Origin of the sequence: Halolactibacillus halophilus (assembly GCF_900115605.1) — a bacterium.
Classification (GTDB): domain Bacteria; phylum Bacillota; class Bacilli; order Bacillales; family Amphibacillaceae; genus Halolactibacillus; species Halolactibacillus halophilus.
This window is the reverse complement of the sequence record NZ_FOXC01000020.1, coordinates 24,860-48,355: the sequence shown is the minus strand read 5'-3', so window position 1 is coordinate 48,355 and position 23,496 is coordinate 24,860. Positions and strand designations below refer to the sequence as shown.

Here is a 23,496-nt window from a genome sequence, read left to right as displayed (position 1 = left end):
GCAATGACATAAGCGGCTGCCATGTGAATGGACACACCGAGTCGCTTCATATATTTCATCTTGCCAATTTGACTGGTATAAGCAGGGTTAACAACGTAGACAGCCACCCCCATTTTTTCGGTTCTTGACTTGATCGCTAGGATCATTTTTTGATAAGCAAACTGACTCATTTGGCGATTGGCTTTCCTATTCCCATAAGGACGCGACACTTTGGACCGCGTCGTATCCAAGTTTTCAATCGCGAGTGGCTTATGATGTTTAACAGCATAGTCAACGAGGGCAATAACCTCTGCTTCGATGATTTTCGCCCTCTGTCCACTGGTTTTACCCTCTAAGTTAAACGGAAGGGTAAAAGCATCCACACATTGACCTATGGCGTTGATATTGGCGACGGCGATATGATTCACATTCAAATCAACACCAACCATACCCGTTGATGTTGAGGTATTCAAATAGGGTGAAACCGGTACATCAATTAAGCATTTAACGATATAGTAGTCACCATGGTCCTCAAGCGACCATCCCATCGGCTTCCCATATTTCAACTTATCTTTCAGGTTCATTTGTGTCTGAATGGCATGATTGACATGATCTTGACCATAAGGAAAAACAACGTCAGAGAGATGAATGACACATTGGTCGATCGCTTTAAAGGTAAGGGTATGCGTCTCTGGGTGATAATGAAAGACAAAGTTACCTGATTTGGCATCTTTCCGTCCTGAAATAGTCATCTTACCGTAACGCGCCGCTGTCCAATCTTTTTGCCAACGCTTTTGCCAACGCTTAAGGTTCGCGTAATACGCCTTTTGTGTTAACCGGCCGCGCGCAAGTTTTTTACTCCCAAAACACACACCTGCCACTTTGCTTGCCAGTTGTGTCTGTTGTTTTTCATATCGATCTTTCTTAAAGTTCAACTCACCCTCTCTTTATTTTTGACGGTCATTGTTAGTACTCTAATTATATCACGCGGAATATATGTTTGTTACTTCAAAAATATTCAAAACAAGCGATTCATCACCCACCTAGTGCTGACGCACTTGAGGAAGGTGTCTTCTCGCTCTAAAGCGATAAAGTCTAATTTTAAAAAATGAAAAATAGTATTGACTTATAGTGTAAAATGGGTTATCTTTAACTGGAAAGCGCTTTCGTTTTAAAAATCCACAAAGTAATATTTATTATTATGGTTTCATCGTACTAAACGTTAGAAAAAAGAAACATGCACTGTTTATACAGCGGTCTCGCCTTACATAAGTCATGTAATTCGTGCGAACCATGTTGTGAGGGTTATTCATTTTGATGACGCTAGTATTTTATCAGATTATGTATTACCGGTGCGTTATGTAAAGCGGTTTAGGTACAAGTGTGCTATTTATTTAGCAACGTTATCTGATGAGTGTTGATTTAAAAGTGTATATATTTTTTGTTTGTATCGAAAGCGCTTTATTAATTAAAAACTAAGAAATGGGTGAAGCATGTATGAAAAAGGTGTTTGCATTATTAATGATGGCGTTATTAACATTGGGATTAGCTGCTTGTGGTGATTCTGAATCAGGAGGAGGCGATGGTGCATCGTCTGGTAAGAAGACATTAACGGTTTGGTCCTTTACTGATGAATTAGAACCAGCGATTGAAACATTTAAAGAAAAGTTCGATGTTGAGGTTGAATTAACGATTGTGCCAATTGAAGATTATCCAACACGTCTTCGTCCGGTACTTGAAAGTGGACAAGGGGCACCCGATATCTTCACCGGTGAGCTTGCGTTTATCAAGGACTGGATTGAACAAGGCTACTGGGAAACATTAAACCAAGAACCTTATAATGTTGATGACATTGAAGATGATTACATTGATTATGTGTTTGAACTTGGACGTAATTCAAACGGAGAAGTAAAAGCACTGTCATGGCAAACAACACCAGGTGGTATTTTCTACCGTCGTAGCATTGCCCAGGAAGTATTTGGAACAGATGACCTAGCTGAAATTGGGGAAATGTTCTCAACGCGTGAATCAATGTTAGAAGCAGGCGATCAGTTGAAAGAGGCTGGTTACCGTTTATTCCCTGACGAAGGTGCCATACGTTGGTTTGCGCAGGGTCAAGACCCACAACCATGGGTAAATGAAGACAATGAATTAAATATGACAGAAGGTCGCTTAAATTACTTTGATTATGCGAAAGAACTACGTGAAAAAGATTTAACAGCATTTGCGCCAGAATGGTCACCTTCATGGTTTGCTGCGATGGACGGACCAATCAACTATAACGCTGGTTGGGATGAGGTTGCAGAAGAAGCTGAAACAGAAGTTGAAGTATTTAGCTATGCATTACCTACATGGGGCTTACACAGTGTGTTAAAGGAAAATGTTGAAGAAACAGCTGGTGACTGGGCAGTTACAAGTGGTCCGAATCCATACTACTGGGGTGGAACTTGGTTAGGTATGTACTCTCAATCTGAAAACAAAGATCTTGCATGGGAATTCATTAAAATGATGACGCATGATGAAGAATTCTTAACGGATTGGGCAATGGAAACAGGTGATGTGTTATCATACCTCCCTGTCACAGACAAAATTAAAGATGAATTTAGTGAAGACTTCTTAGATGGTCAAAACAATTACACCTTCTTCTTAGAAGAAGCTCAAAAAATAAATCCAGATACTGTAACACGTTATGATCAACAACTGGATAGTATGTTTGGTACGGTTGTGTCAGAGTATGTTGAAGGTGTTAAAACAAAGGATGAAGCAATTGCAGAATTCTATAATTTAGTTAATAGCTCATACCCAGATATCATCACACCAGACGAACAATAAATAAGGATTGGACTCGTCTAGGGAGTAAGATACTTACTCCCTGACGTTTTTTTAAGAAGGGAGAGCACATGATGCAAAGCAAATTAAACAAGTACGGTTATCTTTTTATCTTGCCATTTTTCGCAGTATTTCTTACCTTTACTGTCTACCCGATTGTACTAACATTTTACTATAGTTTCACAAGTTACAGTGGCTTCGGTGATGCGGCTTTTATTGGAATGGAAAACTATCAACGCTTAATAAGTGATGATTATTTCTGGGAGGCTTTTTATAATACAATCTACATATGGGGAATTAACTTTGGGTTCCAGTTAGGCATTGCCTTACTGCTAGCCTTATTATTCTCTGATATTCGCCTTAAAATGAAAGGTTTAAGCTTTTTTAGAGCCGCCTTTTATTTACCCAACTTAATCACGATAGCCTCTGTCGCGTTACTCTTTGGTATCTTGCTCGGTTGGCATCACGGAACGATTAACCACTTATTACTTGACTTAGGTTTGATTAATGAACCAATCAATTGGTTAAACAATCCAACAACAGCACGATGGTCTGTTGCTTTAATCGGAGCATGGATGTGGTTTGGTAATACATTTATTATTCTAATGGCCGGAATTTCTGGTATTTCAAATGATTACTTTGAAGCAGCGTTGATTGATGGTGCTAATCGCCTCCAAATGTTTACAAAGATTACCTTGCCATTATTAAAACCAATTATGTTATATGTGTTAATTACATCATTAATTGGTGGCTTACAAATCTTTGATTTACCGATGTTACTGACCGATGGTCGCGGGTCACCACAAGGGTCACTGAATACAATGGTCTTGTATTTATACAATCAAGCCTTTAAATTTAATAATTACGGCTATGCCGCTGCCATTGCTTATGGGTTATTTATTATCACAGTGTGTTTCTCACTGATCACCTTTAAAGCGATGTACCGAAAAAGTGTGAAGGGAGAATAAATGATATGCGATCAGAAAAAAGCAATAAACAAAAAATAACTAAAGGTTTCTTCTACTTTTTACTCGCACTGCTCGTCGTGATTAGTTTTATTCCGTTTTATATGATGATAGTTAATGCGACGCGTTCAAATAGTGATATTTTAAAAGAAGGTTTTACGTTGATTCCCGGTACAGCTATTGCAGATAATTATAATGTGTTACTTGAATATATGAATCTTTGGCGCGGGTTTTTAAACAGTTTAATCGTTGCCGTCGCAGTAACGGTCCTAAGTTCTTACTTCTCAGCGCTAACAGCGTTTGGTTTTGCGATTTATAAATTTAAAGGATCTAACTTTTTATTTGTAATGATTCTCGTCTTAATGATGGTACCAGGTCAACTTGGCTTAATTGGTTTTTATGATATTATGCGTACGTTTAACTTACTTGATAGTTACGTTCCGTTAATTGTTCCATCGATTGCCTCGACCTTTACTGTGTTTTTCTTAAGACAATTCTTGTCTAGTGTCTTGCATAGCTCATTGATTGAAGCAGCTAGAATTGATGGGGCAGGGGAGTTCAAGATTTTTCACAAGATTGGAATTCCGATGATGATGCCAGCCATCTCAACAATGGCGATTTTCGCTTTCATCGGGTCATGGAATAACTATATTTTACCACTCGTTGTTTTATTCAGTCCGGAAAAATATACCTTACCGGTTATGATGGGGGCTCTACGAGGGTCACAAGTTGCTCAGAATTTAGGGGCAATGTACTTAGGTATTGCTATTTCGGTTGTACCGATTATGATTGCTTTTGTATTTTTATCAAAATATATTATCAGCAGTATTTCAGCTGGTGCTGTAAAAGAATAATCATGCAGGTGATATAATTCTTATCAATTTAAAGTAGAAAAAAGAAAAGAAGGTGATGGCTATTTCAACCCGTGGTTTTTATCTGAAACTCTATTACGGATTAGATCAATTTATGAAGCTCGCATACGTGAATTTTCTTGCAATCGTCTTTACGTTATTAGGTTTTGGTATTTTCGGAATCTTTCCGGCGTTTCTTGCCACTTTAACGGTCGTGAGAAAATGGTTATTAAAAGATGGGACGTTCCCGATTTTTACGGTCTTTTTTAAAACCTATAAGCAGAGCTTTCTAACAGCTAATCTAGCAGGGGTAGTCTTTAGCTTAATTGCCTTCTTTTTGTATATGAACTACCAGTTGATTGCACAGGCATCCGGGGCTTTACAACTGGTTGGCGGCATCACTTTGGGTCTGTATAGTCTACTATTTAGCGCAACTGTGTTGTATTTTTTCCCAGTTGTAGCACATTTTGAACATCGCTTTTTACAATATTTTAAACAGGCGTTTTTGTTGGGGATAGCGAATATTCATTTTGTCTTGCTTTTGATGGTGATGATCTACGGTCTATATCATCTGTTTGTCATGATGCCAGCGCTGGTATCACTGTTCTTTCCGGTGTTACTAAGTCTCATCATCATGGCGATGACTTTGCTATCGTTTAGTCAGATGAAAAAAAGGCGAGCACGCCTTATGAATCAACAAACTTGAAGCATCAACAAATAATGAACGCAGCTAACGATTTTGAGTGATTTAGATTACTCAAAGTCGTTCTGTTTTGTCTAAGACAAGGGAGGAACAAATAATGACACAATCAATAAGTAATCAAGAGCATTTTATCACATTAAGTCGTCAAGCAGCGGCTGAAGGTGCGGTACTAATAAAGAATGATGCTAACGTGTTGCCACTAAAACCACAGACCAAGATTGCTGTATTTGGACGCAGTCAATTTGATTTTTATCGCAGCGGGACAGGTTCAGGTGGTAGTGTAAACGTCCGCTATTCGGTCAATTTAGTTGATGGTTTAACTAAAAAAAATGTCATTCTTAATGAAAGGTTAAAAGAAACTTATGAAAAATGGCTACAAGACCATCCGTTTGATAACGGTGGTGGGGGTTGGGCAATGGAACCATGGTTCCAAGAAGAAATGTCTATCACCCCAGCCTTAGTCGCTGAAGCAAAACTGGAATCAGATGTTGCAATCGTTGTGATTGGTCGGACGGCGGGAGAAGACAAAGATAACCTTGACCAACCAGGAAGTTATCAACTGACAAAAGATGAGGAAACAATGCTTGATTTGGTTAGTCAAACGTTTGATCAAGTTGTTGTTGTATTAAATGTCTCGAATATTATTGATATGTCTTGGCTTGAATTATCTAGTTTTGGTGAACGCATCAACAGTGTTGTCTACGTCTGGCAAGGTGGTATGGAAGGGGGAAATGCGGCGAGTGATATTCTTGTTGGGGATGAGACACCGAGTGGAAAATTGACCGATACGATTGCTTATCGGTTACATGATTATCCTGCCGCTAAAAATTATGGCGGAGAGGAAAAAAACCACTATGAAGAAGATATTTATGTTGGTTACCGCTATTTTGAAACGTTTTGTCCGGAGAATGTTTTATTCCCGTTTGGCTATGGTTTATCCTATACGACCTTTGACTATACGATCCAATCAGCCGAAATAAAACGAAACTGTCCGTCTGAACTGATTGAAGTCACAGTTAAGGTTACTAATACAGGTGCGACCTATAGTGGGAAAGAAGTAATTCAGCTATATATGGAAGCCCCACAAGGTCAATTAGGTAAACCGGTATATAGCTTAATCGGCTTTAATAAAACAAAAAAATTAGCACCAGGTGAAACAGAAATTATAACGCTTCACGTGCCAATTGAACAACTCGCCTCGTATGATGAGGTCGGTCTAACCGGTGAGAAAGCAAGCTTCGTGTTAGAAGAAGGTGAATACCGATTCCATATCGGAACAGATGTAAAAACAATCAAACCGGTCTTATTTAATGAAAAAAGCGAGGTATTCATAAAGCATACGGTCATTGATCGCTTAGAGGAAGCGGCACGTCCGGTGGAAGCGCTTATGCGAATGAAGCCGGGTGAAAAACGAGGCGACGGCACATACCAACTTGTGTATGAGCCGGTACCAATGCGTACGATTGACCTTGACGAACGAATCAACACCCGTCTACCAAAAGAAATCGCTGCACCAAAAACGCGCTACACACTACAAGACGTTGCTAATGCACAGATTGACATGGATACGTTTATCGGTCAATTGACTAATGACCAACTCGCTACGATTGTAAGAGGGGAAGGTATGAGTAGCCCGTATGTTACCCCAGGGACCGCATCAGCATTTGGGGGTGTTGGTGATGATTTACTTCATTATGGCGTACCAATTGCTTGTACTGCTGATGGCCCGTCTGGACTTAGAATGGAAAGCGGCGTGCATTCAACTCAAGTACCAATTGGAACGGCACTTAGTGCGACATGGAACATCGACTTAATCGAAGCGCTTTATACGTGTGAAGGGATTGAAATGTATGATAACCAAGTCGATTTACTGCTTGGACCTGGAATGAATATTCGCCGTCATCCACTAAATGGCCGGAATTTTGAATATTTTTCAGAGGACCCACTTGTGACAGGTGCCTTTGCGGCTGCGGTCACAAAAGGAATTAAAAAAGCAGGTGTTGAAGCGACACTGAAACACTTTGCCTGTAACAACCAAGAAAAACACCGTCACAATGTTGATGCGGTTGTATCTGAACGCGCACTTAGAGAGATCTATTTAAAAGGATTTGAGATGGCCGTCAAAGATGGACAAGCACGTGCGGTTATGACGGCGTACAATCCTATCAACGGACACTGGGCAGCTTCGCATTATGACTTAGTTACCACGATACTACGGCGTGAATGGGGCTTTAACGGGATCGTGATGACAGATTGGTGGGCGAAGATGAATGACTGTGTTACGGGCGGAGAAGCAAAAACAACACAGACAAATCATATGGTCCGCTCAGGAAATGATGTCTATATGGTCGTAAATAATTATGGTGCAGACATTAATTCAGCAGGAGACAATACGCTTCAGTCGTTAGAAGACAATACATTAACCCGAGCTGAACTTCAACAAGCGGCCAAGCGTATTATTCAACTGTTAATGACACTACCAGTATTTAAGCGAAAACAAACGATTACTGAACAAGCCGTTATTGTCACACCTCAAGAACATGAATCGATTGGAGCTAAATCACTCGACTTACCTCTTGACTTTCAAACGACAAATGAACAACGTATTCAAGTTGAAGCACCAGGTGAGTACCGGATTATTGTAACGCTTATGTCACCACAATCCAATTTAGCTCAAAGTGCATGTCGATTGATGATAAATAATCAGTATGTAACGACAATTCAAACGAATGGAACGGATTCTCATGTGATCAAACAAAAGCTCGTTAAAGTTGCGTTAGATAAAGGTACGTATTCAATTACGCTTCAAGATAAGGGTGAGATGCTACACATTCATACGCTACAGTTTCAGCGTTTGAATCAATAACCGAATTAAGAGGATAAAAACAATCGTGCCCCTGACATAGTCCTGTCAGGGGCACGATTGTTTAAAGCGCAACTATATCAATTGAAGATTTTATAAGTGGTTCACTTTCTGGTTTACCAAATAAGTAACCTTGAAACAAATCAAAGCCGGCTTGTTTTAACCAGTGAAACTCTTCAATAGTTTCAACACCTTCTGCCAGTGCCATTGCACCGAACGCATCGCGTAAATTTAAAATTTCTTTTGCGACGCGCTGCTTTTCAACGTCCGTATCAACGTCACGTACAAACGCCAAATCAAGCTTAATGTAAGGGGGCTTGAGTTCTTTTAAAAAGTTAAGCGTATTGTAACCACTGCCGACATCATCAAGTGCATACTGAAAGCCGTGGTCTTGATAATATTTAAGGATTGACTGCAAGTGATCGGTGTCTTTTACTTGTTCAGTCTCAACGACTTCAAATACAAACCGCTTACTATCAATCTCAAGCGCATGAGCAAGGTCGGTCGTTGTTTTTAAACAAAATTCCGGTGAATAAATCGCTGTCGGAATGAAGTTAATAAATGCTCTTTGATTCGGTAATAACCGCTTCACTTGGCGTACCGCGTGAATTCGACAAATCCGGTCTAAGGCGAAAGTGCGCCCCCTCATTTTAGCAGCGGGAAACATCACATCAGGGAAGATGCGGTTGCCGTCTTTATCAACGAACCGAGACAACATCTCATACGCAAAAATCTCACCATCTGGCTTAATGATTGGTTGAAAATGCATCCGAATGTAGGGCTCAAATAATAGATCATCAACCCAAGAGGCGTCTTGATAATCTTTAAAATCAGCAAGCGGTAACCAATCATAGTTATTGATTTGAAATTCAACATCGGTTGTTAAATCCATCGCCTCAAGAAAATCGACCAATTCGCGTGCGCCTTGTTCATGGGTCGTTAAGCGGTGGTCATGAATGTTCATTGGAAAATCCCGTTGGGTAAGGTGTTTATGAATGAAGTTAAGGATCGTGTCATTAAGTGAAAAGGTAATGTTTTGTCCGGCAATCGTACAATGGGGACAGGGCATAAAAGTGTCCTCCTTTAATATATTCGATAAATATTACTAGACTTATTGTACCATAGTTGCGTAACACCTGTATAAAATATGTATAAAAATAGCACATAACCATCAAGTTACGTGCTTTAATCGTGAGAAAAAAAGAACGCAACAGTTGATTAACTGTTGCGCATTGATTAAATTAATGTATAAGCGCTAGGACTTAATTGGTTTTTTTAACATACCGAGCATCATCGCCGAGATGACAGACCCAATTAAGATTGAAACAATATACATAACCGCACTACCTTCGACAAGTGGAATAACGAAGATCCCACCGTGTGGTGCTGGAAGACCTATCTCAAAGAACATTGATAGCGCACCAGCGATACTAGAACCAACAACGAGTGATGGAATGACGCGTCCTGGGTCAGCGGCAGCAAATGGAATCGCGCCTTCGGTGATAAAGCTGGCGCCCATAATAATGTTAGATACACCAGCATCACGTTCTTCTTTAGTGAAGCGGTTCTTAAAGACAAATGTTGCGAGTGCAATCCCGAGTGGCGGCACCATACCGCCTGCCATAATCGCCGCGTGTGGGGTTAAGAAGCCTTCAGCGATCATCGCAATACCAAATGTATAGGCAGCTTTATTGATGGGACCACCCATATCTACAGCCATCATCCCACCAAGAATTAAACCGAGTAAAACTGCATTACCTGTTCCAAGGGATTGTAACCATTCACCAAGGGCTGTATTAAAAGCACCAACTGGTTTTTCAACGACGAAGAACATAATCATCCCGGTTGTGAAAATACCGAGTAACGGGTAAATCAGAATCGTTTTAATCCCGTCAAGTGACTGTGGCAGATTGGCAAACATTTTCTTTAAAAGAACGACAATGTAACCTGCCATAAAACCGGCAATTAATCCACCAAGGAAACCACTCGTTCCTTGCGCAGCCATAAAGCCACCGACCATACCAGGCGCAAGTCCCGGCCGGTCAGCGATACTCATCGCTATAAACCCAGCAAGAACAGGGATCATCAGACCAAAGGCGTTCCCGCCACCGATGGTATTTAAGGCTTGAGCGAATTGATTATATGTTTCATTTCCCTCCACATGTGATTCAATCCCAAACATAAAGCCAAGGGCGATTAAAATCCCGCCCCCAACGACAAACGGTAACATATGACTAACACCGTTCATTAAGTGTCGATAAAAGGCATTCTTTTGTTTGCCTGATGCAGCCGTACTTGAGCTTTCCCCACTACCATGGTAAATGGGTGCATCGTTTTTTAGCGCTTTAGTAATAAGTTCTTTAGGACGACGAATCCCGTCAGTCACACCTGCTTGAATCAAGACTTTCCCGTTAAATCGCTCTCTATCAACATTCGTATCTGAGGCGATAATAATCGCATCTGCTGAGGCGATGTCTTCATCAGTTAAGACGTTTTTTGCACCACCCGACCCACGTGTTTCAACTTTAATATCTACACCTAGTTCTTTAGCTTTTGCTTTTAAAGCATCAGCTGCCATATACGTATGAGCAATCCCGGTTGGACAACCGGTCACCGCTAGTACCCGTTTACTCGAGGTTGTCATTTCTATCTCACCTTCCTCGCGTTCAGCTTCTTTTTGATCAATTAACTGTAAGACAGCATCTTTTGATGTTGCTTGTAATAACGCCGCCCGGAAACTTTCATCCATCAACATACTAGAAAGACGTGCTAATGTATCAAGGTGCTCATTGTTAGCACCAACAGGTGCCGCGATCATAAAGAATAAGTGACTGTCTTTTCCGTCAAGAGCGTTGTAATCGATACCAGATTGACTACGACCAAACGCAATGGCCGGTGTTTTTACCGCTGTTGACTTTGCGTGTGGAATGGCAATACCATCACCAATTCCAGTTGATGTGTGCGCTTCGCGCGCTTCAATATCTGATCTAAACTGATGCTTGTCACTGATTTTCCCTCCTGAGAATAATACCTCAACAAGTTGATCAATGGCCGTTCCTTTTGATGTGGCCGACATGTGCAACTGGATTGTGTCTCTGGTTAACAATTCAGTGATTTTCATGTTTTTCCCCCTCCTAATAAGTGAATGATTGATAATAAAAATAAAAGAAAAAGTGCTTATTTGTTACTATAGTTTCATCATAACTGAAACGCTTTCAGAAATCAATCATTTTCTATCATTTTATCTCAAAATAAATCAAATAGAATCAAAAATGCTTATATTACGATAGATTTCAATCAGGTTTTAGGTTGATAAAAAGTGATAGAGGTGAGGAATAAGGAAAAGAAAATCAGGGAGCTAGGGGTCTGTCGTAACTAGAAAGAGAAAACGTGGAAAAAGAAATGATAGGAGGGGGGCATAACAGAAAGTGAATGATTTGACTGAATATGAATGATTTTGGTAAAAAGCAATAAAAAAGCCTCCGCGTAAACCGCGGAGACATGATGAGTATAATAATCAACCAGTATTACGTAAACCAGCCGCAATACCATTAATGGTGAGTAAGACTTCACCAAGAAGTTCGCTAAACTCTTCTGAGTCTTCTTCAACTTGACGCAGGCGATTGACAAGTTGGACTTGTATTAAGTTGAGCGGGTCAACAAGTGGGTTGCGTAAGCGCACTGATTCTTTAATGTTTGGCTGGTGGTCCATTAAATCATCTTGTTGGGCAATTTGTAACACAACGGCTTTTGTTTTCTTATGTTCTTCACGGATATCGTTAAATATTCTTACCGCCATGTCTTGGTCATCAATCATATCGGTATATGCATCAGCAATATCCAGATCTGCTTTTGTTAATGCCATCTGTAAGTTGTTGATGGTCGCACGGAAGAACGGCCATTGTTGGTACATTTCGCGCAACAGTTGAATGTTGCCTGTTTCATCTAAGTACGCTTGTAAGCCGGTACCAGCTGCGTACCACGCTGGAATAAGCTGACGTGATTGCGTCCAAGCAAATACCCACGGGATGGCACGTAAATCTTCAAATCGGTTACTGCCTTTACGCTTCATTGGGCGAGAACCAATATTTAAGGCACCAAGTTCGTTTAAAGGTGTCCCTTGGTTAAAGTAAGATAAGAATTGATCATCGTTAAAGACAAGGTCTTGATATTTCTTCAGTGATACGTCAGAAATATAGCCCATCGCATCTTTCGCTTCATCAGATGGCATCTCACGATGCTTTTCTGTTTGTTTAATGCCGGCGATTGACGTCAGTAAGACACTGGTCGCTTGTTCGAGTGAACGATAGGCGATATCAGGAATTAAGTAACGCGAAGACAAGACTTCCCCTTGTTCAGTGATCTTCACCCCGTCACCAAGTGTAATCGGTGGTTGTGATAAGAGACTAGAATATAAAGGACCGCCCCCACGACCGAGAGAACCACCACGTCCGTGGAAGAACTTCAGTTTCACCCCGTAGCTCGATGCGGTTGAGTGAATATCTTCCTGAGCTTTGTATAGTTCCCAGTTAGCGGTTAAGTTCCCGCCATCTTTTGAACCATCGGAATAGCCTAACATAATTTCTTGTGAGTCGCCGCGCGCTTCAATGTGCTTACGGTATAACGGAATATCAAACAAACGCTTAATGATTGAAGGCCCATTCTTTAAGTCATCGATTGTTTCAAGAAGCGGTGCCACGTGTAGACGACTCTTTACATGTCCATCTGGATACACACGATAAAGTCCGACTTCTTTGGCGAGAACAAGGACTTCTAACAAATCACTTACAGCCTCTGCCATACTGATTAAGTAGACTTCGATTGCTCGCTCACCAAAAGTATCTTTAGCAAGTTTAATTGTTCTAAACGTCTCAATCATCTCTTGTGAGGCGTCTGAAAACTCATCATAAATGGAGATGAGTGGACGCGGGTCTTGGAGGACTTTAATTAAGACATGTTGTTTTTCGCCCTCAGATAAAGATTTATAATCAGTACTGATACCAACTTGACGCAAGATTTCAGTGATTGTCGCTTCATGTTCTCCGCTGTGATTACGCACATCGAGTGTGGCTAAATGGAAACCAAACAGCTGTACTTGACGGATGGTGTGACGTAATATCTTGATAGGGTTACTCTTTGGTTGATGATTCTCGAGTGAATCCTGAATGAGCAATAAGTCTTCTGTTAATGCATGAGCGTCCATGTATGCTCCTGGTTGGTCTTCTGATGTGAGCCGTAATCGGCGCATGACCATCCCGAGTTTGACGCGGTATGCTTCATCGGCTTTATGCCAGCCACGGTAGTTTAGCTCAGCTTTATCTTTTTCAATTGAGGTCAATAAAGCTTCGCTCACGTCAACTTTTTTCGATGACTGTGACAGTTTTTCTTTTAACTTATCAATTGATTCCATGTACTTGGTTAATACTAAAGCACGTTGTTCTTTTAATGTTTTATAAGTGATTTTCGCGGTCACGTTTGGGTTACCATCACGGTCGCCACCAATCCAAGAACCAAAGCGTAAGAAAGCAGGAACGTGGAAGCGGTGCGAGTACTTTTCATAAAGCAAGTCTTCTAAGTCTTGGTGCAAGACAGGTAAGACGTTAAAGAGAACTTTATCGAAGAAATATAAGCCGTTAGAGACTTCTTTCATAACGGATGGTTTCTTCTCCCGAATCTCTGCTGTTTGCCAAAGAATCGTCATCTCTGTTTCAATTTCCTCTTGAATGACTTTCTTATCATAGCGTGTATAAGAAAATTCCCATTGTTTTAAGAGATCAGCAATTCGTTGGTGAATCCGCAACATCGTTCGACGGGTCGCTTCGGTTGGGTGAGCGGTAATGACGAGTTCAAGTGACAAGTCTTCGAGTGCTTTTTCAACTTGGTCAATCGTAATGTCATGATTAAATAGTTCATTCACACCAGCTTCTAAAGAACGTGGTTGGATGATTGTATCATCTTCCATTTGGTACTCTCTACGACGTCTGATGCGGTAGTTTTGTTCAGCAATGTTATAAAGTTGAAGGTTAACACTGAAAGCACGAATCACTTTGTTTCTAAGTTCAGGTGCAAGTTTCATAATTTCTTGATTGAGTTGATCAAAGTTACTTGGAGAGGCTTCATCTCTGAGTGCTTTTGATAGCTTGCGGAAATATTTCACCGTCTCTAGTAATTCTTCTCCACCTTCATTAAACAACACAGTATCAAGAATATCGTTTAAATAGACGACGTCTTGATTCAACGTGGTGTTTCCTCCGGATTGTTGTTGATGCATTGAATCACTTCCTTTCAAGAGTTTATATTGTCATCACATTGGTGATCAACGAAGCCCATATTAATTCTTCTTGTGAATTGTTAACCTCACAGCTTTATATGGTAACTATATTCTATCATACCATAAGTTTTTTGAAAAAATAACTGAAAAGTATGTAAATTCTTTCGGGTTAAACCGCTATCATATCGTATTAAGATGAAAAATAAACATATTATAACCAAATGATACATAATAGAGAATGAATAGTACAAAATATATTAACGAAAAGGGCGACGGCCTGTGGATATAGTCACATTGACTTTCTGTCAATGGCGGAAATGACTGATTAAACCGCTATTTAATTGGCAGATGGCACAAAAAAAGTAAATTAAAAAAGTTTTTTTAAAAAACTATTGATAACGCTTACAATATTGGTTATGATAGTCTTGTAGCAAGCGAGCTGCATCCCTTCGCAAGTATTGGCCTGTACATCAAAGGAAATCAGTTATGATTTCCTTTGATGTACAGGTATTTTTTTGTTTAAAATTAATAAAAACAAGTAAAAGAGAAGTGAAGATGCTCGTATTTGAGGGGGATGTACCGAAAGATAAAGTGTATATTTAGTGAACAATCCTCACCTAGCATTCTTACTTAACATTCTCACGAATGGTTAAGGAAGGTGTTTTCTCACTCTAAATGCTAAACAACCAAGCGAGTCTCGACAGAAAACACGATGAAAATACGGTATACTAGGAGGAGTCACAGTCATTCACGTTTATGAACAAGAAAGGAAGAGAACGATGAAACCTTATATATTATCGATTGATCAAGGCACGACAAGTACGCGCGCGTTTTTAGTCAACCAAGACGGAGAAATCGTCGCAAAAAGTCAGCGAGAGTTTGAACAGTTCTTCCCAGAACCCGGTTGGGTTGAACATGATGCTAATGAGATTTGGACGTCGGTGTTAGCTTGTATGGCTGAAGTCCTTCGGATAGGTGATGTTAATGCACGTGAGATTGATTCGATTGGGATCACGAATCAACGTGAGACGACAGTCATTTGGGAGAAAAAGACCGGGCGACCTGTTCATAAAGCGATTGTTTGGCAATCACGCCAAACCGAAGCGATTTGTGAGGACTTGCGCCAACAGGGACTTGGAACAATGATTAAACAAAAGACCGGACTTTTAATTGATCCGTATTTCTCTGGGACAAAAGTGAAATGGATCTTAGACCAAGTCGACCCAGACCGTACCCAGGCGAAAGCAGGAAAATTTATGTTTGGGACAATTGATGCGTGGTTGATTTATAAATTAACCGGTGGCAAGATTCATAAGACTGATGTCACGAATGCCTCGCGGACAATGCTTTATAACATTCATACGCTCGACTGGGATAAAGAATTATTGGATGTATTCGGGGTACCGGAGAATATGTTGCCAGAAGTCGGTGACACATCAGGCCATTTTGGGACGACGGTTAGTCACCATTTCTTCGGTTACAATGTGCCGATTTCAGCATCTGCTGGTGACCAACAAGCAGCACTGTTCGGTCAGGCCTGTTTCCATAAAGGGATGGTAAAGAACACTTACGGGACGGGCTGTTTTATGTTGATGCCAACAGGCGATGACGCGATTGAGTCAGATTCTGGCCTTCTGACAACGATTGCCTGGGGACTGAATGGTCAAGTCACTTATGCGCTTGAGGGCAGTATCTTTGTCGGGGGAAGTGCGATTGGCTGGTTAAGAGACGGTCTTAGAATGATTGAAGCAACAAGTGATAGTGAAACGTACGCAACCCGCGTCACCTCAACGGATGGGGTTTATGTTGTTCCTGCTTTTGTGGGTCTTGGAACACCTTATTGGGATAGTGATGCAAGAGGAGCAATGTTTGGTCTGACACGCGGGACGACGAAAGAACATGTCATTCGGGCCACGCTTGAAGCAATTTGTTACCAAACAAAAGATGTCCTTGATACGATGATGAAAGATGCCGGGGTGATGTTACATACACTGCGTGTCGATGGCGGGGCAGTGAAGAATAACTTTTTAATGCAGTTTCAAAGTGATCTTATGAATGCCCCGGTGGAACGACCTGTTAACAATGAAACAACAGCGCTTGGAGCGGCTTATTTAGCCGGTCTATCGACGGGTTTCTTTAAAGATAAAGACACAATTAAAGCTCGCTGGAAACAAGACAGAGCCTTTCAACCACAAATGGAGACAGTTGAGCGGGAAAAACTCTATCACGGTTGGCAAAAAGCGGTGGAAGCTACACGGGTATTTAAAGTGGACGAGAGCTAGTCGCGATGATGAAATAGAAAAGCACATAACAACCCGCAACACATCAATGTGCTGCGGGTTTTATGTGCTTAGTTATTAATCAAGTAAGTTTACGGCACGTGCATTTTTACGAACTTGCTCTGGATTTTTACATCCTGGAATCACGCTTGTAACGACATCATTTTTCAAGCACCAACTTAGCGCCCATGTGGCCATATCTGTCCCTTCCGGCACTTCTTCCTTTAAGATCCGTTCAACTTCAACTAACTTTTGACGGGTGTCTTCTTTGTCATGACGTGAGCGGACATCATTTGCGTTAAATGTATCACCTGGTGAATATTTACCGGTTAAGTAGCCACTTGCGAGTGGCACTCGTGCTAAAACACCGAGATCGTCTTGCTCCGCAACTGGAAAAATCGTTTCTTCAACTTCGCGTGTTAACCGGTTATAAATCAGTTGCAAGGCTTCTGCGCCGATGGATTTTGCCTTCTTCGCATGATCGACACTTGGATCGTTTTGCATTGACAGACCGATGTGTTTAATCTTTCCCCGTTCTTTTTGTTTATCTAACATGGTCCATAAGTCGTCATTATCAAATTCATGTACTTTAAATGAGTGCGATTGATACAAATCAATATAATCTGTCTGTAGCGACAGTAATGAATCATCTAATTGTTTTAATACCTCGTCTGCACTTACGTGCCGGGTCCGTTCAAAGTTGTCATGGAAATGATGACCGAACTTAGTCGCCACGACCCAATCTTCACGATTATGACGTTTTAAGTAATCACCAATAAAACGTTCAGATAAATGATCGCCATAACATTCAGCAGTATCGATTAAATTAATCCCCTCTTCATGTGCCGTCGTTAAAATGGCATCGACTTCTTGTTGGGTAAAGTCTTTCCCCCATTCCCCGCCAAATTGCCATGTACCGACACCAATAACGGATAAATCAAGAGATGTGCTACCTAATTTACGATATTTCATTGTAAGTCTCCTCTCCAAAATCTGTTCACAGTAAGTGTAATGAAAAATAAGGTTAGATGCAAAAAAAATACACCCAATAACGTGATTGGGTGCCAATAAGGGGGACAATCTAATTTGAAAAATACGCTACTTCACTTGACAAGTAACCACAGTTAGGTCGAAAAGGAAGTATCTATTCCAAAATTGTAACCGTTTTCATTATATGATATCACCATGGTTTTTTCATCAATCAAAAGATCTATTTATTTAGTATTTATTGGAATGTGAGAATCTTCTTTTGAAATAATCTGAAAAGAAGCGTATAATTAAAGTTAAACCCAAGAAAGGGGAAGTGTAAATGGCATACTATAACAACCGTCGTGAACCAGTCGAACAAGTAGAAACAAAAGTCTGGTCATGTACAAATGATGATTGTCAAGGTTTCATGCGTCTCGATTATAGCTTTGATGAAAAACCAACATGTCCATTATGTGGATCAGAAATGAAAGAGGATACGAGAACGTTACCGAAACTCTCATAGCTTCTTCCGTTTAATCGTACTTATTTTTATATTTTATGGGGCAGGTCACGTTGTGGCCTGTTTTCTTTTTTATCTCTGAATTTAAGTGAATCGCTTGCTAAAGAGGATGTAAACGTGTTCTAATGGAAAAAGTGATGTGAAAATAAGTCATCATGAATTTAATTAAAGGAATGGTAAATAGATGTTAAAGAAACGGTTGCGTATACTTTTTGGTCTCATCGTATTTAGTTTGTTACTCGTCGCATGTAGTGACGATGAACCAGAAGAAAACACAGCATCAGATGAATCAGAGTCACCCATTGAAGAAACAGATAGTGAAACAGATATAGACACGACTGAACGTGAACCATTAGAAGTGACTATTTCTGATGATGAAACCGTCGATGCTTCTTCTGTCGTACTTGTGATCAATGGTGAAGAAGTAACAGGTGAGACGTATAATGACACGTATTTTAATACGAAACGTTATATGATGCAAAACAGTCAAGATGTAAGTGATCCAGACTTAATCAAACAACAAACGTTAACAACACTTAAAAGTTACACACTATTAAAGCAAGATGCAGAAGTGCGTGGTATTGAGGTGACCGACCAAGATGTAACGGATGCGCTTGAAGATACAAAGGCACAGTTTGAATCTGAAGAAGCATACAAAACAGCACTGACACAACTTGCGTATACTGAAGAAAGCTTCAAACGGTCGCTTAAAGAACAATTGCTACAACAAATGTATATGGATGAAGTGATTGAAACAGAAGATGTATCAGAAGAAGAGATCAATGAGTTTTATGGTTTACTTGAAGAACAATTAGATGAGACCCCGGCGCTTGATGAGGTTCGCGATCAAATTGTCATGCAGATTGAACAAAGTAAATTACAACAAGCATTTCTCGCCCAAATTGAAAAGCTCACTGAAGCAGCTGAGATTGAAGAAAATCTATAAATAATCATGAGCACCTTATGAAGGATTCCTTCATAAGGTGCTTTTTAGTCTAATGAATCATGTTGACTTATAAGACGATAAGTAACAGTGACGTAACAGTCAGATGTAAAAAGTGTGTATTTATCAGTTGAATGGTTGAATCACATCGAGGATCTATGTTGTAATGGGTCACATAGACAAACGTGAGTGATGCTCACAATTAAAACAAAAGGATGGTTATTCATATGAAAAAGACAGTACAATTGCTTGTAGGATTAATATTAACAACAACACTCTTAGTGGCATGCGGTAATCAAGCAACAGAAGAACAGGCAGATGAACCAACAGGTGAAACTGAATCATCAGCTGAATCAGAAGCTAAGACAGAGGATGCAGCTGAAGCAACAGCGGGACTTGATTTAGACGTAACGGAAGCAGAAACATACGAAGAAGACAAAGTTGTCTTAGAAGTGAATGGTGAAGAAATTTCAGGTAAAGCCTATAATACGGCTTATGTTGATACGAAACGTTACTTACTACAAAATAATCAAGATGTATCTGATTCAGACATGTTAAAACAACAAACGATACAGACACTACAGAGTAATACCTTAGTTAGACAAGATGCAGAGTCAATGGGGATTAAAGTGACAGAGGAAGACGTAGCGACGGCTTTAGAAGAAACAAAAAGTCAATTTGAAACAGAAGAAGCGTATCAACAGGCACTTGAACAGTTAGCTTATACAGAAACAGGCTTTAAAGCGTCACTTCAAACGCAACTTCTGCAACAACAATACCTTGAAGAAGCAATTGATGTTGAAGAAGTGACTGACGCAGAAGTCGAAGAATATTATAATCAAATGAAAGAACAGTCAGATGACATTCCAGCACTTGAAGATGTCAGAGACCAAATTGTTACTCAGCTCGAACAATCAAAAGTCCAACAAGCTTTCCAACAGAAAGTGACAGCTTTAACGGAAGAAGCAGATATTAACGAAAATATTTAAGTCATGTATGACCATTGATGAGTGATATCAGAAAGAAACAAAGACAAAAGACAACCGAACCCAGTGGAGGGTTGAGGTTGTCTTTTTTTACTGCCCTATAAAATTCCGCTGATAGAGCGATTTAGTTACCGGTTAGGGCATCTTCAGCCTTTTCTAAGGTGAAGTAATAGACCATTAACTCCGTTAATTGAATCAATTCATACAATACGACTGTTTCGGCATGTAGGTACTCAACAAGGGTTACTTCACGCTTAGCACTTTGACTAAAGGTATGGTTCAATGTTTTTAAGTGATGCTTAAGACAATCAAGTTCAAAGTGATCAGGATCATTTAATACCATACTTAGTTCATCGACGATGGTTGTGATTTGTTGATGAGTCGCCTCATCCCACTCTAAGTTAGTGTGCAAGGGCATTGTTAAATTCCCAATATGATAATGCATCCGTTTAACCATATGTAATTGTTTGACTTCAATATCAATGTTGGCTTTCTTTTTATATAGCTGAGTATGATAGCGTGATTCTTTTTGTTGATTTATTATAAGTGATTCAACTTTTAGTAAATGCTCTTGAAAGGTATCAAAGACTTTTTTTGATTTGGCTTGAATGTTTTCTAGTTCACGGTGACGTAGACTGTCTGAAAAGACGGCTAAGTCAATACTAGCGAGTTTTAATACCTCATCCATCTTCGTGTTAATTTGTTTTAAATAATTAGGGGGGAAGACAATAAAATTGACAAGTGTGGAAACAGACAAGCCAATGGTCGTTGTCAGTAACCGGACAAAAAAGGCATCGACAGGACTCCCCTCAATGACGTAGACCATGGCGACAGACGTTAACGTGGCAACAAGCAGTCCATCAAATAACTTTAATTTGTAGCACGTTACAATTGTAAATAAGGTCGCAAAGGCATAGGAGAAAGGTGATATTTGAAAGAAATGAAAAAATGTCGCCGCATAAAAAGAACCAATCGCCGATGCGGGGAACCGAATCAAGCCTTTCTTGAGGGAATCTTGCACTGTCGGTTCAATCGTCACAATCGCTGTCATGACCGCAAAAACAGCTGGAATGTCAAGCCACTGACAAACATAAGCAGTGACGAAGACGGCTAAGCCTGTTTTTAACATACGACGTCCCATCAAACTTTTTAAAAACTGCATCGCTATTCACCTCCTGGTGTAAATTTTCTATTATATCCATCATAGTAAAAAACTTTAAAGATAGGAAAAGGTCATCTGAAGCGTCATACATGGAGAGAAAGCCTACCGATAAACGGGAAGCTTTCTCTTTTTTAGTTTATAAGCGCTTCAAAGGCTTGTCTGACTTTTTCAGCAGGATAGCGACTGCCGCCTTTTGATTCAACGCCCTCGACCATCATTGCCATCAAATAACGCGCGTCATCGTCATAACCGACAAACCAACCGTTTTCTTGTTGATTGTCTGAGGTTGCTGATTGTTTTAACTCGGCAGTCCCTGTCTTTCCACTTAAGGTCACTTGACTAGACTTTGCCACGGTTGCGGTCCCGTTTTGTACAACATCAGATAACGCTTGTCTTAAAGATGCGACATCTGATTCAGTGATGATTTGTTCACTTAAAACACTTGAGGTAGCATCTTTTAGTAGGACCGGTGTCATCATATTCCCATTATGAAACAGTGGGGTATACATCATTGCTAAGTGATGACTACTGACGAGAACTTGACCTTGGCCGTAACCGGTATCGGCGAGTAAAACATCGTTATCAATGGTGTTATCGGTTGCGACTTGACTTTGTCTGATCGGATAATTGACGGTATAGGCTTCGTTATTAAAACCGAGTAACTGACTCGTCTGTAGAAAGTCACTTGCGCCGATATTTAATGCTTGTCTTGCGAAATAGATGTTATCACTTCTAACTAAGGCATCGTGTAAGTCAACCGGTCCATCACTGAGAGATACCCGTCTGACTTCGTAATTTCCAAACGATGGTTGATTATAGGTGTAACCATCGATCTCGAGCGTGTCCGCCGGCGTAAAGGCACCGGTGTTTAAACCAATCATCGCCGTCACCGGCTTAAAAACAGAGCCTGGACTATAGGTGCTTTGGAATCTGTTTAACAGCGGCGTTAGCGGATTATTCGTGAGCTCATCATAGACGTCTTGTGACATGCCTTCGGTAAATAAAGTTGGGTCAAACGACGGGTAAGAGACGAGTGCTAACGTTTCAGCTGTATTTGGGTCAATTGCCGCCGCATGACCTGCATCTCCGTCAACAAATTGATTGAATAATGCCGCTTGGACCTTGCGGTCAATGGTGAGATGAAGATCTTCGCCGTCTACTGGCGCTTGTTCGATAATCCCAGTCCGGTTGCCGTCTTTTTCAACGACAAACAAAACGCCTTCCTCACCACGGAGCTGTTGTTCAAACACATATTCGAGCCCGCGTTTACCAATCATATCACCATCTGAGTAAATCCCCTCAGAATCATTGTCTAAATCTTCCGCCGTCACGGTCCCAACATAACCGACAAGGTGACTCATTGTCGCGCCTTCTGGATAGACCCGGCCGTAACTGGCTGTTGATAAGACACTAGGAATATCGTTTAATTGTGTCAATGTCTCTTCTTCTGTCACGGAAATACGCTTGAGTGGGATGAATAATCCGTCTTCTACCCACGACTGTGATAAAGTAGACTCAATTTGTGCTGCCGTCATATCGAGTGCTTTACTAATAAATTCGATTTCAGTCGCCCGGTTGACAAACCGACCGGTATCGACACCAATTTCACGCATTTCACCGTTAACGGCCAGTGCTTCGCCGTTACGGTCAAAGATATTGCCGCGGATGGGTTCAGTTACGCTCTGTTTAATTTCTCCACCACCTGCAAGCGGTGGAATGATGAGGCCTTCATCCCACACGACCTGATAGTCGGTGACTTGTTCGATCTCATCAATCGTTTCTATAACAGGAGAAAGCATAATGTCTGTGTCAAACTGATACTCACCAGCAGTGGTATCCTGAGTCACCGTTACCGTATACGTGTAACTATTCGTATCGACTGTGTCATTCTCACTGTCACGTATCAGTTCAGGTGCTGCTTTAATATCGACAGAAACGTTTGTCGTACCGAGTGAGTCATAAGTCGTTTCATATTTGTCAGTAAAGTCAGTAAGTGAGACAACGGCGTCATCACTGATGGTGACTTGTGTCTGCATAGTGTTAAAGTCAAGTGTTTCCCAGGCGTCAATATAAGTAATTAAATGCTCTGTCGGGTCAAGTGGTTCAATGGTATCTTCAGAACAAGCGATTAAACTAACAAGGCTGATTAATACTAGTGCGATCACTTTTTTCATTG

Annotated in this window: 16 protein-coding genes; 9 read left to right on the top strand and 7 right to left on the bottom strand. The window is 40.6% G+C overall.

The genetic code is table 11. The features are described 5' to 3' along the window. Positions 1–914: IS200/IS605 family accessory protein TnpB-related protein (locus BM098_RS08215; protein ID WP_143423393.1), on the bottom strand; the 914-nt coding region annotated here is incomplete at its 3' end. Between the two features lie 562 nt (positions 915–1,476). Here BM098_RS08215 and BM098_RS08210 point away from each other — a divergent pair. The 5 genes from BM098_RS08210 to BM098_RS08190 all read left to right on the top strand — a co-directional run bounded on the left by BM098_RS08210 (position 1,477) and on the right by BM098_RS08190 (position 8,193). Then, complete coding sequence (locus BM098_RS08210) at positions 1,477–2,811, top strand: ABC transporter substrate-binding protein (protein ID WP_089832254.1); 1,335 nt, start codon at positions 1,477–1,479, stop codon at positions 2,809–2,811. A gap of 71 nt (positions 2,812–2,882) precedes the next feature. Continuing rightward, a complete protein-coding gene (locus tag BM098_RS08205; protein WP_089832263.1) occupies positions 2,883–3,776 on the top strand; it encodes a carbohydrate ABC transporter permease in 894 nt (297 codons plus the stop codon). A gap of 5 nt (positions 3,777–3,781) precedes the next feature. Continuing rightward, positions 3,782–4,627 (top strand): carbohydrate ABC transporter permease, encoded by an 846-nt coding sequence (locus BM098_RS08200; RefSeq protein WP_089832253.1) that lies wholly within the window; start codon positions 3,782–3,784, stop codon positions 4,625–4,627. 55 nt (positions 4,628–4,682) lie between these two features. Beyond that, positions 4,683–5,330, top strand: coding sequence for a YesL family protein (locus tag BM098_RS08195; protein ID WP_089832251.1), 648 nt, complete (start codon positions 4,683–4,685; stop codon positions 5,328–5,330). Positions 5,331–5,424: 94 nt separating this feature from the next. Further along, complete coding sequence (locus BM098_RS08190; protein ID WP_089832249.1) at positions 5,425–8,193, top strand: glycoside hydrolase family 3 protein; 2,769 nt, start codon at positions 5,425–5,427, stop codon at positions 8,191–8,193. A 61-nt stretch (positions 8,194–8,254) separates the two neighbouring features. Here the strand turns inward: BM098_RS08190 and BM098_RS08185 are convergent, their stop codons facing one another. From BM098_RS08185 to ppc, 3 genes are all read right to left on the bottom strand, one after another. Beyond that, entirely contained in the window at positions 8,255–9,259 is a 1,005-nt protein-coding gene (locus tag BM098_RS08185; protein ID WP_089832248.1) for an EAL domain-containing protein, read from the bottom strand. Between the two features lie 186 nt (positions 9,260–9,445). Continuing rightward, complete coding sequence (locus BM098_RS08180) at positions 9,446–11,311, bottom strand: PTS fructose transporter subunit IIABC (protein ID WP_089832246.1); 1,866 nt, start codon at positions 11,309–11,311, stop codon at positions 9,446–9,448. Between the two features lie 396 nt (positions 11,312–11,707). Next, on the bottom strand, positions 11,708–14,461 hold the full coding sequence (gene ppc, locus BM098_RS08175; RefSeq protein ID WP_089832244.1) for a phosphoenolpyruvate carboxylase: 2,754 nt from the start codon (positions 14,459–14,461) through the stop codon (positions 11,708–11,710). 779 nt (positions 14,462–15,240) lie between these two features. On the opposite strand from ppc, the gene glpK reads away from it, so the two are divergent. Next, positions 15,241–16,743, top strand: a complete 1,503-nt coding sequence (gene glpK, locus BM098_RS08170; protein ID WP_089832242.1) for a glycerol kinase GlpK — start codon at positions 15,241–15,243, stop codon at positions 16,741–16,743. A gap of 75 nt (positions 16,744–16,818) precedes the next feature. On the opposite strand, the gene BM098_RS08165 is transcribed toward glpK, so the two are convergent. Continuing rightward, positions 16,819–17,712 (bottom strand): aldo/keto reductase, encoded by an 894-nt coding sequence (locus tag BM098_RS08165; RefSeq protein ID WP_089832240.1) that lies wholly within the window; start codon positions 17,710–17,712, stop codon positions 16,819–16,821. 337 nt (positions 17,713–18,049) lie between these two features. On the opposite strand from BM098_RS08165, the gene BM098_RS08160 reads away from it, so the two are divergent. The 3 genes from BM098_RS08160 to BM098_RS08150 all read left to right on the top strand — a co-directional run bounded on the left by BM098_RS08160 (position 18,050) and on the right by BM098_RS08150 (position 20,161). Continuing rightward, positions 18,050–18,232, top strand: coding sequence for a cold-shock protein (locus BM098_RS08160; RefSeq protein WP_062321466.1), 183 nt, complete (start codon positions 18,050–18,052; stop codon positions 18,230–18,232). A gap of 181 nt (positions 18,233–18,413) precedes the next feature. Continuing rightward, positions 18,414–19,175 carry a SurA N-terminal domain-containing protein gene (locus BM098_RS08155; RefSeq protein ID WP_089832238.1) on the top strand — a complete coding sequence of 254 codons (762 nt, stop codon included), beginning with the start codon at positions 18,414–18,416 and terminating at the stop codon, positions 19,173–19,175. Positions 19,176–19,399: 224 nt separating this feature from the next. Then, positions 19,400–20,161: a SurA N-terminal domain-containing protein gene (locus tag BM098_RS08150; RefSeq protein WP_159430150.1), complete on the top strand. Its 762-nt coding sequence runs from the start codon at positions 19,400–19,402 to the stop codon at positions 20,159–20,161. 121 nt (positions 20,162–20,282) lie between these two features. Here BM098_RS08150 and BM098_RS08145 read toward each other — a convergent pair whose 3' ends face one another. Together BM098_RS08145 and BM098_RS08140 are read right to left on the bottom strand one after the other, a co-directional pair. Next, the gene (locus BM098_RS08145) at positions 20,283–21,320 is read right to left on the bottom strand and encodes an FUSC family protein (RefSeq protein ID WP_089832234.1); all 1,038 of its coding nucleotides are present in this window, start codon (positions 21,318–21,320) and stop codon (positions 20,283–20,285) included. Between the two features lie 131 nt (positions 21,321–21,451). Then, positions 21,452–23,494, bottom strand: a complete 2,043-nt coding sequence (locus BM098_RS08140) for a penicillin-binding transpeptidase domain-containing protein (protein ID WP_089832232.1) — start codon at positions 23,492–23,494, stop codon at positions 21,452–21,454. Positions 23,495–23,496: the final 2 nt, after the last annotated feature.

Coding starts and splice junctions, on each gene's coding strand:
- BM098_RS08210 (WP_089832254.1), top strand. CDS start 1,477: ATGAAAAAGGTGTTTGCATTATTAATGATGGCGTTATTAACATTGGGA.
- BM098_RS08205 (WP_089832263.1), top strand. CDS start 2,883: ATGCAAAGCAAATTAAACAAGTACGGTTATCTTTTTATCTTGCCATTT.
- BM098_RS08200 (WP_089832253.1), top strand. CDS start 3,782: ATGCGATCAGAAAAAAGCAATAAACAAAAAATAACTAAAGGTTTCTTC.
- BM098_RS08195 (WP_089832251.1), top strand. CDS start 4,683: ATGGCTATTTCAACCCGTGGTTTTTATCTGAAACTCTATTACGGATTA.
- BM098_RS08190 (WP_089832249.1), top strand. CDS start 5,425: ATGACACAATCAATAAGTAATCAAGAGCATTTTATCACATTAAGTCGT.
- BM098_RS08185 (WP_089832248.1), bottom strand. CDS start 9,259: ATGCCCTGTCCCCATTGTACGATTGCCGGACAAAACATTACCTTTTCA.
- BM098_RS08180 (WP_089832246.1), bottom strand. CDS start 11,311: ATGAAAATCACTGAATTGTTAACCAGAGACACAATCCAGTTGCACATG.
- ppc (WP_089832244.1), bottom strand. CDS start 14,461: ATGCATCAACAACAATCCGGAGGAAACACCACGTTGAATCAAGACGTC.
- glpK (WP_089832242.1), top strand. CDS start 15,241: ATGAAACCTTATATATTATCGATTGATCAAGGCACGACAAGTACGCGC.
- BM098_RS08165 (WP_089832240.1), bottom strand. CDS start 17,712: ATGAAATATCGTAAATTAGGTAGCACATCTCTTGATTTATCCGTTATT.
- BM098_RS08160 (WP_062321466.1), top strand. CDS start 18,050: ATGGCATACTATAACAACCGTCGTGAACCAGTCGAACAAGTAGAAACA.
- BM098_RS08155 (WP_089832238.1), top strand. CDS start 18,414: ATGTTAAAGAAACGGTTGCGTATACTTTTTGGTCTCATCGTATTTAGT.
- BM098_RS08150 (WP_159430150.1), top strand. CDS start 19,400: ATGAAAAAGACAGTACAATTGCTTGTAGGATTAATATTAACAACAACA.
- BM098_RS08145 (WP_089832234.1), bottom strand. CDS start 21,320: ATGCAGTTTTTAAAAAGTTTGATGGGACGTCGTATGTTAAAAACAGGC.
- BM098_RS08140 (WP_089832232.1), bottom strand. CDS start 23,494: ATGAAAAAAGTGATCGCACTAGTATTAATCAGCCTTGTTAGTTTAATC.